Source organism: Deefgea tanakiae (genome assembly GCF_019665765.1).
In the GTDB taxonomy this organism is placed as follows: domain Bacteria; phylum Pseudomonadota; class Gammaproteobacteria; order Burkholderiales; family Chitinibacteraceae; genus Deefgea; species Deefgea tanakiae.
In genome coordinates, this window is record NZ_CP081150.1 from 31975 (window position 1) to 46273 (window position 14299).

Below are 14299 nucleotides of genomic sequence, written 5' to 3' on the forward strand. Positions count from 1 at the left end.
GATTATTGCTGCTGCATACTCGGCGTGGACTGCGCGGGTAAGCCGAGCATCTGGCTCACCGTTACGAATTGATAGCCACCCGCTTTAAGCCATGGAATTAATTGTTCGACGGCATCGAGTGTTTTTTCCCTACGCCCACCGGCATCGTGCATCAGTACAATCGCTTCTTCATGGATATGGTCTTGAATTGAACGCTGGATTTTGTGCGCGCCAAAGGCCATCCGATTTTTATTCCAATCTTGGCTATCAATCGACCATAAAACCACTTTAATGCCGCGCTTGGCTAAGTCTTCAATTTGCGCATCGGTGATTTCGCCATAGGGCGGGCGCATCGTATTGGGGGCAAAGCCAACAATGCTGCGAAACTTCTCTTGGGTTGGGCCGATTTCTTCATCCCAATAGCGTTCTGCTAATTCTGGTAAATGCGGATGGTTGACTGAATGATTGCCAAGTTCATGGCCTGCTTGCCATATTTGTTTAACCAGTTCTTCACGGCCGGCCATTGATTTGGCTGTCATATAAAATGTGGCGGGTACTTGTTGCGCTTTTAATATCGCTAGTAATTGTCGGGTGTCGTTGCCGGGCCCATCATCAAAAGTGAGCGCAATCCAGCGGCGATGCGTCGGGCCTTCTAATACCACCTGCTGTGGATATTTTTTTGCTTGCCGCTCCATTTCTTCTAACGGCACTTGGTCCCAATTGGGCAAGAAAAGTGTACGTATCCTTTGTTCGGCTTTAGTTTGACTAATTGAGATTGTACTGACCGCAGGTGGTGGAATAGGTCGCCATTCCCATGCATTCCAGCCAATAATAATCATTAGCAGTGCTGCAGCAATATAGAGAAGTCGTTTTTTCATTTAATGATGATCACTTGAGTGAAATCGATTTGAAGCCATTCGAAACAAAAAGATAATAAATCAGCCCCAAATTGCTGATGCCATTCGCAATCTGACATAAGATCGATGGATAAGCGATTGTTTGGCTTAATCCAAGCTGATTTTATGTCCATATTCATATTGAATACTTTGCATTTCTTGCTATTTTCGCTGTGATGACGGTTTTACTGAGCGTATTCCATTGAAATTAACTCCGGTATTTCTACTACTGTTTCTTTCGGCCCCTACATTTGCACTGCCGACATTTACTGAAGTCAAAGCTGTGTGGCGTTCATCCGATGTGGTTTTGCTCGACCGTAAAGGCGCGCCATTGCAGCGGATTCGCGTCGATAAAACGGTGCGTAAACTCGATTGGGTGACGCTCAATCAAGTCTCGCCTGCATTTCGCCAAGCCTTGCTGATTTCCGAAGATAAGCGCTTTTACCAGCACAGCGGAGTCGATTGGGCTGCAGTGGTCGCGGCGGGTTGGGGCAATGCGGTCAGTAGTAAAACGCGTGGGGCGTCGACGTTGACGATGCAGTTAGTTGGCTTACTTGATGAAGACTTGCGCCGTGGTAATGTGGGGCGCTCGGTGTGGCAAAAAGCGGGGCAAACGGTGTCGGCGACTTGGCTAGAACGCAGCTGGACGAAACCACAAATTTTGGAAAGTTATCTGAACTTAGTTAGTTTTCGCGGCGAAATCGTTGGTCTTTCCGCTCTCGCCGCGACTTTGTTTGGCAAAGCCCCTAGCGGACTAGATGCCCGTGAATCGGCGATTGCCGTGGCGTTGCTGCGCGCACCGAATGCGCCAGTGGCCAAGGTTGCGGAACGCGCTTGCGGGATTGTGACTGCACTGAAGGCGGGCGATTGCCGTGGTTTGGCGGGTGAAACCGCTGTCGCGTTAGCGCAAACCTCGCCGCGTTTTTCTGCCAACGAACAGCTTGCGCCGCATTTTTCGCGGCAATTATTGGCGCAATCGCCGCAAGCGGCAGGTAGCCAGATCAGAACGACACTTGATGCCGATTTGCAGCGCTTCGCGACTCAAGTATTGCGCCGCACGGTGGGCGAGCTGACTAATCGCAATGTCGAAGATGGGGCATTGCTGGTGCTAGATAATTCCAGCGGCGATGTGCTGGCGTGGGTGGGCTCAAGTGGTGACTGGTCGCGCGCGGGCGAGGTGGATGGCGTATTGGCTTTGCGGCAGGCCGGCTCGACTTTGAAACCGTTTTTGTATCAGCAGGCGATTGCGGGCAAATGGCTGACCGCTGCATCGCTACTCGACGACAGCCCGCTCAATCTCAATACGGGCGCGGGGCTCTACAATCCGCAAAATTACGATAGCAGTTATAAAGGGCCCGTTTCAGTGCGTACTGCATTGGGCTCGTCCTTGAACATTCCCGCAGTCAGAACGATTCAAATGGTCACGCCGCGCGCGTTTCGCGATCAGTTGTATGCCCTAGGGCTGAGCAGTCTGAATCAAGACGGTGATTATTATGGTTTCAGTTTGGCACTCGGTGGCGCTGATGTTCGCTTACTGGAATTAACGAACGCTTATCGAGTGTTGGCAAATCTTGGGGTGTATAGCGCTGTACGCAATATTCATCATGCGCCAGCAGGCAATACCAAGCAGGTCGTTGATAAGGCGAGTAGTTTTATCATTGGCGATATTTTATCGGATCGTAATGCGCGCGCTATGACGTTTGGACTGGAAAACGTCTTAGCAACGCGCTATTGGAGCGCAGTCAAAACTGGTACCAGTAAAGACATGCGTGACAATTGGACGATTGGTTTTAGCCGCAAATATACGGTGGGCGTGTGGGTCGGCAATGCCAGCGGCGCGCCGATGTGGGATGTCTCGGGCATGCACGGCGCTGCGCCAGTCTGGCAAGCGGTGATGAATCGCCTGCACGAACGAACTCCATCCAAAGCGCCGCCGTTAATTGCAGACGTTGAGGCGCGCCAAATTCAGTTTGAGAAAAATCTAGAAGCCCCGCGCCGCGAGCTGTTTTTGGCAGGAACAGGGCGCGATCAAATTTACGCAGCGAGTCAAGCGCAGCCGATTGCTATTGCCGCGCCGATTGACGGCGCAATTTATGCACTCGATCCCGATATTCCACCCAATAATCAGCGCATCGTTTTTCACGCTGCAGGCATCAAGCAGCCGATTTGGTGGCTGAATAAAAAACGTATCGGCCAAGGCGAAAGTATTGCATGGTTCCCATGGCCAGGACGGTATCGGTTGGAGATGCGCGATGGGGCTGGGAAAGTATTGGCGAGTGTGAAGTTTGAAGTGCGTGGGGCGGGGTTGAAAAAATAAATGGTATGTTGCTGTAGTGGAGCGCGAGTAATCTAGGCTAGTTACATTTTTAAATAACTATGAACGATAAAGTGAGTTTGTTATGTCTTCGCCTCTATTTTCAGAAGCCCTCGAACTACTCCGGCAAACTCGTTACGGTACGTTGGCGACGCAGTCAACGGTGTTGCCCGGTTATCCGCATGCGTCATTTTTGCCTTATGTGTGCGATGAGGCGGGGCGGGTGTTGTTGGTGATGAGTCGTTTGGCCGAGCATACGCAAAATGTGTTGCGGGATGAAAAGGTCAGTTTTCTAGTTCATGATGCGGCGGCGAACTTGTCGGGGGGGCGCTTAACGCTGTTGGGCGATTTGCAGCCGGTCGCCAGTGAGCCCTTGCTTTTGGCACGCTTGACGCGGCAAAATCCAGAACTTGCCTCGTATTTGGCAATGAGTGATTTTTCCATCTGGCGGCTGTGGCCACGTCGCGCGCGGTATATCGCTGGGTTTGGCAAAATGGGCTGGTTGGAAGGCGAGGAATGGGAAAGCGCGCCTAGTTTAAGTTTGTCGCAAGAGGCGACTTTACTGCTTGAATTAGCGGGAAGCGTAGCGCTTGAGCTGCTGGGTGTGGACTACGCAGGTTTGGATGTTCGGCATGGAGATCAGATCATGCGCTATCGATTTGAGTCGCAATGCGTTGACTTGAATGAAGTGCAGGTAGCAGCGAAAGCGGTGTTGTACAGTTTTAAGTCGTAAAGCATGCCTATGGGTATTTGTTGCTAGTCATTATTTGTTAATGATTGCATTGAAATACATCGGGTTTACTGTTTGAATTGGGTTTGAGTCAACGCATCAGTTTGTAATACAGGGCGTTGAATTTTTTGCGGCAAGATAAGGATAGAGCAATGAGCACCCGAGTTTTATTTGTTGAAGACGATGCCGAATTGGCCGAGCTAATTGGCGGTTTTCTGCGCTCGTTTGAGTTTACGGTGGAGGTCTTGGGCGACGGACTAGGTGTTAATGACAGTGTGAAAGCCAATCCACCCGAGCTGGTGCTGCTCGATATTATGTTGCCGGGTAAAGATGGTTTGACGATCTGCCGCGAGTTACGCGAGTTTTATACTGGGCCGATTATTTTGCTGACGTCGCTCAATAGCGATATGAATCAGATTTTGGGCTTTGAAATCGGCGCAACGGATTACGTGGTGAAAACCACACCACCATCGGTACTGCTCGCGCGGATTCGCTCGCATTTACGTCATGCGGGTAGCGGCAGCTTGTTGGCCGCTGTTCCCGTGCAAGATCAGTCGCGGCTTAATTTTGGCAAGCTGCAAATCGACGCCAGAAACCGCAGTGCGGTGTATCGCGGCGAGCAAATGGGCTTGTCGAGCAGCGACTTTGATTTGCTGTGGGAATTGGCCAGCCATGCCGGCGAAATCCTCAGCCGCGATCATCTACTGAAAAAACTACGTGGCATTGAATACGATGGTTTGGATCGCAGTATGGACGTGGCGATTTCACGCCTACGCAAAAAACTCGACGACGATCCAATTGATCCACGCAAAATCAAAACCATTCGCAATAAGGGGTATTTGTTTGCAAGCGATATTTGGCAGGATGAGTAGGGCAATACCTACTCGTCCACGAAAGACACGAACAGCACGAAATAGTTTGTGGTTTTAAATTAATTTCTGTGATCTTGAAGACTGTAACGCGTTTTCTCGTTTCTCTATTAAGTGGGCTTGGATTTTTTCGTGCCTTTCGTGTTTTTCGTAGACTCCTGTTCCTTTTGGGGTTCTGCGTCACTGTCCTCGGATTTCTCATGCGCAAAGTCTTTCTGCGATTTTATTTAACGGTAGTAGTGTGCTTTTTAGCGACGTCCTTGTTGATTGGCGGCATCTATAAGCAGCTGATCGAGCGCACCAACCAGCGTTACCTCACCGATATTTTCAAATCCACAGTCTCGATTATTGAAGAAGAGCTTGGCGATTTGCCGCCGTCTTTGTGGCATGACGAGGCATCGCGCTTGCGGGGCAAGTTGCCGGTGCCGGTGCAGATTGAAACGCTCGGCGAATACTCGCTCAATGAAGAAAATCAAAAGTCGCTCGAAAAAGGCGACATTATCCTCTTGCTGGATAAAGGCTTGTACATCCATAGGATTCACAAAACCGACCAAATGGTGGTGCTGGGGCCTATTCCTTTTTTGACTGATTTAGATAATATTTCTTGGTTGGATTTTTTGGCGCTATTCATGATGGGCGCGGCGCTGGGTTTGCCGACATGGCTGTGGCTGCGACCTTTCTGGCGTGATTTGCTGCAAATCATTCAGCAAAGTCGGCGCGTGGGGCAGGGAGATTTTGCGGCGCGCGTCACTTTGGATGAAAACTCGGCCTTAGCGTCTTTAGGCGTAACGTTTAACGGTATGGCCCACGATGTGGAAGAGCTCACCGCATCACGTCGCGCAATGATTGATGCTGTTTCGCATGATTTACGCACCCCCTTGGCGCGGATGCGCTATCGCTTAGAGGCGATTAAATCGGGCGCGGATAGCACGGCGCAAGTGGCGGCGATCGAGCGTGATTTGGGTCAGATTGATGAGTTGATCGAAGAATGGCTCACGATGTCTAGCCTCGATAGCCCACAAATGCAAATGAATATCCAGCCACAGCCTATGATGCCGTGGCTCAATAAACTCGCCAACGAGTTTAGTTTGGATGGCAGGCCGCCAGAGCTGATTAGTCATATCGATTTAAGCGATCCCTATATGGAAATCGATAGTTACTACTTGGGGCGCGCAGTGAGTAATATATTAAGTAATGCGCGGCGCTATGGTGGCGACACCATCGTGATGACTTTGAGCTGGCAAGATGGTCAGGCGCAGCTGGTTATTGATGATAATGGTGAAGGCATTCCACAAGAGCAGCGCAGTCGTTTATTGCAGCCATTTACACGGATGGAAGGCAGCCGCAATAAAGCGACCGGTGGCTTTGGTTTAGGTTTGGCGATTGTGGCGATGATTGCGCGCGGGCACGGCGGTAGTGTGGTGATTGATACTTCGCCGCAGGGCGGAGCGCGTATCATCTTGATTTGGCCAACACCACTGCGCAGTTTGTCTTAAAGAGTCTGTATTGAGCGATAAATTTTAAATATGCGGTTTGGTTATTTGGTGTTTTTAGTGACTCACAGGTGCGCCGACTGCATTGTGTAGTTCCAGTAATTTTATTACGTACTTTCAGTTACAAGACGCAACTAAGGTCTTCTCGTTTCTTACTAGGTGTCGCTGCATAATCCGCTTCGTTAAAGCCGTGACTGAATCGGCCCACCTAATTTTAAGAGATGATAAAAATGAACAAAATCCTTGCTCTCGTTGCTGCTGCTGTATTGGCTTCTACTGTTGCCGTTGCTGCAACAGCTCCTGCTTCTAGCGCTTCTGCAGTAACTGCAGTTAAAGTTGAAAAACACGCTAAGAAAGCTTCTGCTGCTTCTAAAGCTTCTGCAGTTCAAAAAGCACAAGCTAAAAAAGCTTCTGCTGCTTCAGTAGCTTCTGCTGCACAAAAAGCACAATCTAAAAAAGCATCTGCTGTAGCTTCTAAAGCTTCTGCAGTTCAAAAAGCACAAGCTAAAAAAGCTTCTGCTGCTTCTGTAGCTTCTGCTGCACAAAAAGCACAATCTAAAAAAGCATCTGCTGTAGCTTCTAAAGCTTCTGCAGTTCAAAAAGCACAAGCTAAAAAAGCTTCTGCTGCTTCTGTAGCTTCTGCTGCACAAAAAGCTCAGTCTAAAAAAGCATCTGCTGTAGCTTCTAAAGCTTCTGCAGTTCAAAAAGCACAAGCTAAAAAAGCTTCTGCTGCTTCTGTAGCTTCTGCTGCACAAAAAGCACAATCTAAAAAAGCATCTGCTGTAGCTTCTAAAGCTTCTGCAGCGCAAAAAGCTCAAGCTAAAAAAGCTTCTGCTGCTTCTGTAGCTTCTGCTGCACAAAAAGCACAATCTAAAAAAGCATCTGCTGTAGCTTCTAAAGCTTCTGCAGCGCAAAAAGCTCAAGCTAAAAAAGCATCTGCAGCTTCTGCTGTAACTGCTTCTAAAGCTTCTGCTGCTGCAGCTAAGTAATTCCTTGCTGCTAAGTAGTACCGAAAAGGGGCGCCTCGGCGTCCTTTTTTGCATTTTGCTGATTGAGTTGATGAATGACATTTGAAGAAAAATTAGCCGTATCACTGGGCTTGGGTCTGAGCGCCCTCACTTTGCTGGGGGCGATCAGTTTGGCATTTAGCCAAAACACGCCGCCAGCGAAGCCCATCGTAGCGATGGAGAGTGCCGCTAGCCTTGCTCTAGCCGAAGAGGCAGAAGTGACCGCTCAGCGAATCGCTTTGTTTTTTGGGCGGGATGATCGCGTTGTCGTACCCGCTCCTTATCCCGCACCGTTTGCAGCGATTGGTCAACTGCGCACCAAAAATGATTACACCTGTACTGCTACACTCGTTGCGCCTGATTTGGCGGTGACGGCAGCGCATTGTTTTATGATGGAGGCCAAACGCGCAGATGTAGGGCAGTGGTTTATGGCGGGGTTTAATCAAGGCCAATATCAGGCGAAGTACCAAATTATCGACCAAGTATTTCATCCAGCGTTTAAGCAAGGTTTGCAATACAAAGGTGAAGATGTCTATATCTTGCCGCAAGCGGCCGAGCACGATATTGCGTGGTTGAAACTCAAACTCGTTGAAGGCGTTGCGCCTAAGCCTATGCCACTGTTTCAAGGCGGCCGTGCTGAACTAGATGCCGAATTTCAATCGGCCAAGATGTTGCTCAACCAAGGTGGTTTTGCCGAAGATCATGATGCAATCTTGACTGCGCATTTGGGCTGCACCTTGAGTGAGTTTCGCAGTAACAACACGATGTACCATCGCTGCGATACTTTGTCCGGTGATTCGGGCTCGCCGATTTGGCTGACTACGCCTAACGGCCCGCTGTTGATTGGCGTGCAAAGCTCAGCACCGGATTGGTTTAACCGTAAAAAAGCCGATAACGTCGGTGTGACCGTATTGCAATTGCCTGCTAAGCCTTGATGTATTGCCTTCTAGCTATTATAGGATAATGGCTATATTGAAATACCTATTTATTGCGGGCGATGTTCAGATTTGGTGTTGATGCTGTGCCGCGCTCGTTGGGCTGGGGCTTAAAAATCCCGTCTTAGCGCACCGAATGAGGGAGAGAGACAAGCAGTTTTATCGTTTGGCTCACGATCGATCGAGGGCATCGGGGACCGATGCGCGCTCGGGTCGCCTTCTTTTGCTTACTTTTCTTGGCGAAGCAAGAAAAGTGAGTCCCCGTCGCGGATTGCGACTGTAAAACAATGTGCCGCAGGCACTTAAAACCATCAACACGTAATCTGAACAAAGCCTCGTTACGTTGGCTCGCAATTGCTGTCCAGCGGTATGCCTTACACAGCGGGCTGTGTTGCAGATACAATAAAGCCATCAATCGATTCAGTCGCGCCAATTGTGATGCTGGCGCTGAAGAGGAAAGCCAAATGGATATCAAACAATACATGCAAGACGTGGGCCGCAATGCCCGCGCCGCCAGCCGCCTGATGGCCAAAGCCAATACGGGCGCGAAAAATGCCGCACTTAACGCGATTGCAGATGCAATTGAGCGTGACGCGACTTTGCTATTGGCCGCCAATCAAAAAGATATGGATCAAGCGCGCGCCGATGGTTTGGAGCCAGCGATGCTCGACCGTTTGCAATTGACGGAAAAAACCATCGCGACTATGGCGCAAGGTCTGCGTGAAATGGTCGCTTTGCCAGATCCAGTCGGCGAAATGGGTGATTTCAAATATCGTCCTAGCGGGATTCAAGTCGGAAAAATGCGCGTGCCACTCGGCGTAATCGGGATTATTTATGAAGCGCGGCCAAACGTGACGGCGGACGCGGCTGGCCTCTGTATTAAATCCGGCAACGCAACGATTCTGCGCGGAGGCCGTGAAGCGTTTAATTGCAATCAAGCGATTGCCGCTTGCGTTAAAGAAGGCTTGTCGACTGCGGGCTTGCCAGCCAGTGCGGTACAAATTATCGAAACACCAGATCGTGCTGCGGTCGGTGAGTTGATTACGATGAATGAATTTGTCGACGTGATTATCCCACGTGGCGGCAAAGGCTTGATCGAACGAATTAGCCGCGACGCACGCGTGCCAGTGATTAAGCATCTGGACGGTATTTGCCACGTCTATATCGATAACGAGGCTGATCCACTCAAAGCCGTTCGCATTGCCGACAACGCCAAAACGCATCGCTACGCACCGTGCAATACGATGGAAACGCTGCTCGTGAACGAGCAAATTGCAGCGACAATCTTGCCGCAAATTGCAGCTATCTACCGGGAAAAAGGTGTTGAGATGCGTGGCTGTGCAGCAACGCAAGCGATTTTGCCAGATGCGATTGCAGCGACGGAAGAAGATTGGCGCACAGAATACTTGGCACCAATTATCTCAATTCGCATCGTGAGCGATTTGGATCAAGCGATGGATCACATCAACACTTATGGCAGTCACCATACGGATGCGATCGTTACTGAAAACTACACCAAATCACGCCAATTCCTGCGTGAAGTCGATTCAGCCTCAGTGATGATTAACGCCTCAACGCGTTTTGCCGATGGTTTTGAATATGGTTTGGGTGCGGAGATCGGCATCTCAACCGACAAAATCCACGCGCGTGGCCCAGTGGGATTGGAAGGGCTGACTAGCGAGAAATGGATTGTGTTTGGTGACGGCGAGATTCGTGCTTAAGCGATGACCGTTCCTGCTGAATTACTCGCGCTGCGCGAGCAAATCGATGCGCTCGACCAACAGCTATTTAGCGTGTTGGCCGAGCGATTTAAAGTCACCGCGCAAGTGGGGGAGTTGAAAAAGAAATTTCAACTTCCTGCGCAAGACGTAGCGCGCGAAGCGCAACAGCTTGAAAAAACAGCAAAATTGATTGCCGATGCCGGTCTCAATGCCGAGTTTGCTTTACGAGTGCAGCGATTGATTTTGGATGAAGTCGTCGCGCAACATAAGCAATGCTAACCCCATTCTGATATGCAAAAAATCGGCATTTTCGGCGGTACGTTTGATCCAATTCATTATGGTCATCTTGAGTTGGCGCGTTGTATGCGCGATCAATTGCAATTGGATGAAGTGCGGCTGATTCCAACGGGTTTACCGCCGCATCGCCCTATGCCGCCCGTGTCACCCGCGCAGCGTTTGGCGTGGGTGGAGGCGGCTTTGGTCGGCGAGAAGGGCTTGGTCGCCGACGATCGAGAAGTGCGCCGTGATGGTTTCTGCTATACCTTTGATACCTTGCGCGAAATCCAAGCTGAAAATCCGCAAGCACTGCTGGTTTGGTTGATTGGTGCTGATTCTTGGCACAATTTGCCGACTTGGCATCGCTGGCGTGAATTATTGGATTTGGGGCATTTATTGATTGCTGCGCGGCCAGAATACGCGATTGAAGCGGAAAATTCGCGCTTAAGCCCTGATTTAGCAGAAGAATTTGCTCAGCGGCACGTAATAGCCAACACCAATACACTGTCTCAGGGTAAAATCAGCCTATTATCCAGCCCGCTGCTGCCTGTATCGTCGACACAAGTGCGTGATCTATTGTCACGTGGGGAAGATGTTTCAGCGCTCACCCCCGTGTCCGGTCTCCTTGGCCAGAGTGGGCTTTACCGTTTTTGAAGGAAATACAATGACAGAATACGTCGACGCAATGCGTGACATCGCCGTTTTGGCGCTTGAAGATATTAAAGCAAAAGAAATCCAAGTTTTGGATACCAAAACACTCACTGATTTGTTTGACTGCATGATCGTGGCAACTGGCGAATCAAACCGTCAAGTTCGCGCGCTAGCGAATAACGTCGCAGTTGAACTGAAAGCCAAAGGCTACGAAATTCTGAGTACCGAAGGCGAAGAGACTGGCGATTGGGTTTTGGTGGATGCAGGTAGCTTGGTGGTTCACGTGATGTTGCCAGCGGTTCGCGATTATTACGATCTTGAGCAATTGTGGGGAGGTCAAAAACCAACCTTCAATCCACTCGGAAAAGCTTGGTCAGCCGTTTAAAAGCGCTGCGCATCCCGTGATCGTAGCGCGGGCGGTACTCGATAATTGAAGACGCCTCATGTACTTCTCGTACACTCCGGTTCCTCCGTTCCGGCCTCACTACGCTGACGGGCGCTCGCTGCTTTTAAAGTGCTAGGCGCCATCGCTATTCTCATTATATTCATATAAGCAAATAGTCTTTTTTATTTGCTTATTATTCCGTACAGTTCACTTATTCCACCTAACACGTAGACGCCATGAATACCTTGTCCGAAGCACGGCTTACGCACTTAAAGCAGCTTGAAGCCGAATCCATCCACATCATCCGTGAAGTGGCTGCCGAATTTGAAAATCCAGTTATGTTATATTCGATTGGTAAAGACTCTGCCGTGATGCTGCATTTGGCCAAAAAAGCCTTTGCGCCGGGCAAACCACCGTTTCCGTTGATGCACGTTGACACGACTTGGAAATTCCAAGAAATGTACAAGCTGCGCGATAAACAAATCGCTGACGGTTGGAATTTGATTCGCCACGTCAATGAAGAAGGTGTGGCTGCCGGCATCAATCCGTTTACCGCAGGTTCAGCTAAGCACACCGACGTGATGAAAACCGAAGGCTTGAAACAAGCTTTGAACAAATACGGTTTTGACGCGGCTTTCGGCGGCGCACGTCGTGACGAAGAAAAATCGCGTGCCAAAGAGCGCGTGTATTCATTCCGCGATAAAAACCATCGCTGGGATCCAAAAAATCAACGTCCAGAGCTGTGGAACATCTACAACTCGAAAGTGGACAAAGGCGAATCTATCCGCGTTTTCCCGATTTCAAACTGGACTGAGCTGGACATCTGGCAATACATCTTCATGGAAAACATTGAGATTGTGCCATTGTATTTGTCGGAAGAGCGCGAAGTGGTTGAGTACAACGGCTCGCTGATCATGATCGACGACGAGCGTATTTTGCAATATCTGACGCCAGAGCAAAAAGCGACGATCAGCAAGAAATGGGTGCGTTTCCGTACCTTGGGCTGTTATCCATTGACCGGTGCCGTTGAGTCGCGTGCAACGACGTTGCCTGAAGTGATTCAGGAAATGTTGTTGGCGACGACTTCTGAGCGCCAAGGCCGCGCCATTGACCATGATTCATCAGGCTCGATGGAAAAGAAAAAAATGGAAGGTTATTTCTAAAGTGGTGAGTTAGCGCAATGGCGACTTTTGTTTTGTTGTTGAATTATGTGCGACCACTGACTGAAGTGGATGCACTGATATCTCAGCATAAGGCTTTTTTAGACGCGCACTATGAGGCAGGCCATTTTCTGCTATCGGGGCGCAAAGAGCCGCGAACGGGCGGGGTGATTCTGGCCCGCGCAGAATCAAAAGCAGCAATCGAAGCCATTGTGCAGCAAGACCCATTTGCAATCGCAGGCGTGGCGCAATATGAAATTGTCGAGTTTGTACCGACGATGAGCGCGACTGAACTGCGTACTTTCCTTAGCTGAAACGGAAATAATTGGACTAAATATGTCAAATCAATCAGAACTGATCGCCAGCGATATCTTGGCGTATTTGAAGCAACACGAAAACAAAGACATGCTGCGCTTTATTACTTGCGGCAATGTGGATGACGGTAAATCGACTTTGATCGGTCGCTTGCTGCACGACTCAAAACTGATTTTTGAAGATCACCTTGCGGCGATTCAAAAAGACAGTCAAAAGTTTAACACGACAGACCAAGAAATCGACTTGGCGTTGCTCGTTGATGGCTTGCAAGCTGAGCGCGAGCAGGGCATTACGATTGACGTGGCCTACCGTTATTTCAGTACTGAAAAACGCAAATTCATCATCGCCGATTGCCCAGGCCACGAGCAATACACGCGCAATATGGCGACCGGTGCTTCAACGTCTGACCTCGCAATTATCTTGATCGACGCGCGTTACGGCGTGCAAACGCAAACGCGTCGCCACAGCTTTATCGTGTCGCTGCTGGGTATTAAGCAAGTGATCGTTGCGGTGAACAAGATGGACTTGGTTGAGTTCTCGGAAGCGCGTTACAACGAAATCCGTGCGCAATATTTGGATTTCGCTAAAGACTTGGCGATTGAAGACATCGAATTTGTGCCATTGTCGGCACTGCGCGGCGATAACGTCGTGAATGAATCCGACAAAACGCCATGGTACGAAGGGCAAACTTTGATGGGCTTGCTGGAAAGCGTGCAAATCAATAAACACGCCAAGCTCGATGCATTCCGTTTGCCAGTGCAATACGTGAATCGCCCGAACCTCGACTTCCGTGGTTTCTGCGGCACGATTGCAGCAGGTCACGTGTTGCCCGGCGACGAAATCATTGCGCTACCATCCGGCAAAAAATCGAAAGTGAAAGCGATCGTTGCGTTTGAAGGTGAGCAGCCTGCAGCGTTTTCTGGTCAAGCGATCACCTTGACGCTAGAAGATGAAATCGATATTTCCCGTGGCGATATGATCGTTCGCGCACAAGATGCGCAGCCGCATGTCGGCAGTGCATTTGACGCGCATTTGGTGTGGATGAACGAAGCTCCGCTAGTGGTTGGCAAGGAGTATATGGTCAAGCTCGGCGGTAAACAATGCTTTGGTCGTGTTACCTCTATCCAGTATCGTATCGACGTGAATAGTCTCGATCATCTGAACGTGCAAGAACTCAAGCTCAATGAAATTGGTTTGGTTCGCATTGATTTGACCGCACCAATTGCATTCGACACCTACCGCGAATGCCGTGGCACGGGCAATTTGATCATTATCGATCGTTTGACCAATGCCACTTCCGCCGCCGGCATGATCCACGCACCAGCCGCTGCCGTAGCTGCGACCGAAGTGGATGAATTGACTCGTCTACGCGCATTCGAAGCCGATTTGAACGCGCTGGTTCGTAAACACTTCCCACATTGGGGCGCCAAAGACGTATTGGATTTGCTGAAGTAATTTGGCCTTATCCAAAAGAAAAAACCCGCTGATGAGGCGGGTTTTTTTGTGTGAACAATGTCGTGCAAAATATATGCAGCCTGCTGGCGTTTCTGTAGGTTGGTGCTGCACTT

14 protein-coding genes and 1 other RNA gene are annotated in these 14299 nt (G+C 49.7%); 14 read left to right on the forward strand and 1 reads right to left on the reverse strand.

Translation table 11 applies throughout. From position 1 onward, the window contains the following. Positions 1-2 precede the first annotated feature (2 nt). Positions 3-857, reverse strand: coding sequence for a polysaccharide deacetylase family protein (locus tag K4H28_RS00120; protein WP_221006265.1), 855 nt, complete (start codon positions 855-857; stop codon positions 3-5). A 220-nt stretch (positions 858-1077) separates the two neighbouring features. On the opposite strand from K4H28_RS00120, the gene pbpC reads away from it, so the two are divergent. From pbpC to cysN, 14 genes are all read left to right on the forward strand, one after another. Next, positions 1078-3192, forward strand: coding sequence for a penicillin-binding protein 1C (gene pbpC / locus K4H28_RS00125; RefSeq protein WP_255573569.1), 2115 nt, complete (start codon positions 1078-1080; stop codon positions 3190-3192). An 82-nt stretch (positions 3193-3274) separates the two neighbouring features. After that, complete coding sequence (locus K4H28_RS00130; protein WP_221006266.1) at positions 3275-3922, forward strand: HugZ family pyridoxamine 5'-phosphate oxidase; 648 nt, start codon at positions 3275-3277, stop codon at positions 3920-3922. Between the two features lie 149 nt (positions 3923-4071). Next, a complete protein-coding gene (rstA, locus tag K4H28_RS00135; RefSeq protein ID WP_221006267.1) occupies positions 4072-4791 on the forward strand; it encodes a two-component system response regulator RstA in 720 nt (239 codons plus the stop codon). A gap of 197 nt (positions 4792-4988) precedes the next feature. Continuing rightward, on the forward strand, positions 4989-6284 hold the full coding sequence (locus K4H28_RS00140) for an ATP-binding protein (protein ID WP_221006268.1): 1296 nt from the start codon (positions 4989-4991) through the stop codon (positions 6282-6284). A gap of 227 nt (positions 6285-6511) precedes the next feature. Beyond that, positions 6512-7270, forward strand: coding sequence for a hypothetical protein (locus tag K4H28_RS00145; RefSeq protein ID WP_221006269.1), 759 nt, complete (start codon positions 6512-6514; stop codon positions 7268-7270). Positions 7271-7344: 74 nt separating this feature from the next. After that, positions 7345-8223 carry a trypsin-like serine peptidase gene (locus K4H28_RS00150; RefSeq protein ID WP_221006270.1) on the forward strand — a complete coding sequence of 293 codons (879 nt, stop codon included), beginning with the start codon at positions 7345-7347 and terminating at the stop codon, positions 8221-8223. 464 nt (positions 8224-8687) lie between these two features. After that, complete coding sequence (locus K4H28_RS00155; RefSeq protein ID WP_221006271.1) at positions 8688-9944, forward strand: glutamate-5-semialdehyde dehydrogenase; 1257 nt, start codon at positions 8688-8690, stop codon at positions 9942-9944. 3 nt (positions 9945-9947) lie between these two features. Next, on the forward strand, positions 9948-10223 hold the full coding sequence (locus K4H28_RS00160; RefSeq protein WP_221006272.1) for a chorismate mutase: 276 nt from the start codon (positions 9948-9950) through the stop codon (positions 10221-10223). Between the two features lie 12 nt (positions 10224-10235). Continuing rightward, the gene (nadD, locus tag K4H28_RS00165; protein ID WP_221006273.1) at positions 10236-10874 is read left to right on the forward strand and encodes a nicotinate-nucleotide adenylyltransferase; all 639 of its coding nucleotides are present in this window, start codon (positions 10236-10238) and stop codon (positions 10872-10874) included. A gap of 10 nt (positions 10875-10884) precedes the next feature. Next, entirely contained in the window at positions 10885-11256 is a 372-nt protein-coding gene (gene rsfS / locus K4H28_RS00170) for a ribosome silencing factor (RefSeq protein WP_221006274.1), read from the forward strand. A gap of 58 nt (positions 11257-11314) precedes the next feature. Beyond that, positions 11315-11394, forward strand: a non-coding RNA gene (locus tag K4H28_RS00175) — sX9 sRNA. A 98-nt stretch (positions 11395-11492) separates the two neighbouring features. After that, the gene (cysD, locus tag K4H28_RS00180) at positions 11493-12419 is read left to right on the forward strand and encodes a sulfate adenylyltransferase subunit CysD (protein WP_255573570.1); all 927 of its coding nucleotides are present in this window, start codon (positions 11493-11495) and stop codon (positions 12417-12419) included. A 17-nt stretch (positions 12420-12436) separates the two neighbouring features. Then, positions 12437-12730 carry a YciI family protein gene (locus K4H28_RS00185; RefSeq protein ID WP_221006275.1) on the forward strand — a complete coding sequence of 98 codons (294 nt, stop codon included), beginning with the start codon at positions 12437-12439 and terminating at the stop codon, positions 12728-12730. A 22-nt stretch (positions 12731-12752) separates the two neighbouring features. Continuing rightward, positions 12753-14186, forward strand: coding sequence for a sulfate adenylyltransferase subunit CysN (gene cysN, locus K4H28_RS00190; protein WP_221006276.1), 1434 nt, complete (start codon positions 12753-12755; stop codon positions 14184-14186). The last annotated feature ends 113 nt before the right edge of the window (positions 14187-14299 follow it).

What these genes read in the sequence shown, in the direction of transcription:
- K4H28_RS00120 (WP_221006265.1), bottom strand. Translation starts at nt 857, where the DNA reads ATGAAAAAACGACTTCTCTATATTGCTGCAGCACTGCTAATGATTATT.
- K4H28_RS00130 (WP_221006266.1), top strand. Translation starts at nt 3,275, where the DNA reads ATGTCTTCGCCTCTATTTTCAGAAGCCCTCGAACTACTCCGGCAAACT.
- rstA (WP_221006267.1), top strand. Translation starts at nt 4,072, where the DNA reads ATGAGCACCCGAGTTTTATTTGTTGAAGACGATGCCGAATTGGCCGAG.
- K4H28_RS00140 (WP_221006268.1), top strand. Translation starts at nt 4,989, where the DNA reads ATGCGCAAAGTCTTTCTGCGATTTTATTTAACGGTAGTAGTGTGCTTT.
- K4H28_RS00145 (WP_221006269.1), top strand. Translation starts at nt 6,512, where the DNA reads ATGAACAAAATCCTTGCTCTCGTTGCTGCTGCTGTATTGGCTTCTACT.
- K4H28_RS00150 (WP_221006270.1), top strand. Translation starts at nt 7,345, where the DNA reads ATGACATTTGAAGAAAAATTAGCCGTATCACTGGGCTTGGGTCTGAGC.
- K4H28_RS00155 (WP_221006271.1), top strand. Translation starts at nt 8,688, where the DNA reads ATGGATATCAAACAATACATGCAAGACGTGGGCCGCAATGCCCGCGCC.
- K4H28_RS00160 (WP_221006272.1), top strand. Translation starts at nt 9,948, where the DNA reads ATGACCGTTCCTGCTGAATTACTCGCGCTGCGCGAGCAAATCGATGCG.
- nadD (WP_221006273.1), top strand. Translation starts at nt 10,236, where the DNA reads ATGCAAAAAATCGGCATTTTCGGCGGTACGTTTGATCCAATTCATTAT.
- rsfS (WP_221006274.1), top strand. Translation starts at nt 10,885, where the DNA reads ATGACAGAATACGTCGACGCAATGCGTGACATCGCCGTTTTGGCGCTT.
- cysD (WP_255573570.1), top strand. Translation starts at nt 11,493, where the DNA reads ATGAATACCTTGTCCGAAGCACGGCTTACGCACTTAAAGCAGCTTGAA.
- K4H28_RS00185 (WP_221006275.1), top strand. Translation starts at nt 12,437, where the DNA reads ATGGCGACTTTTGTTTTGTTGTTGAATTATGTGCGACCACTGACTGAA.
- cysN (WP_221006276.1), top strand. Translation starts at nt 12,753, where the DNA reads ATGTCAAATCAATCAGAACTGATCGCCAGCGATATCTTGGCGTATTTG.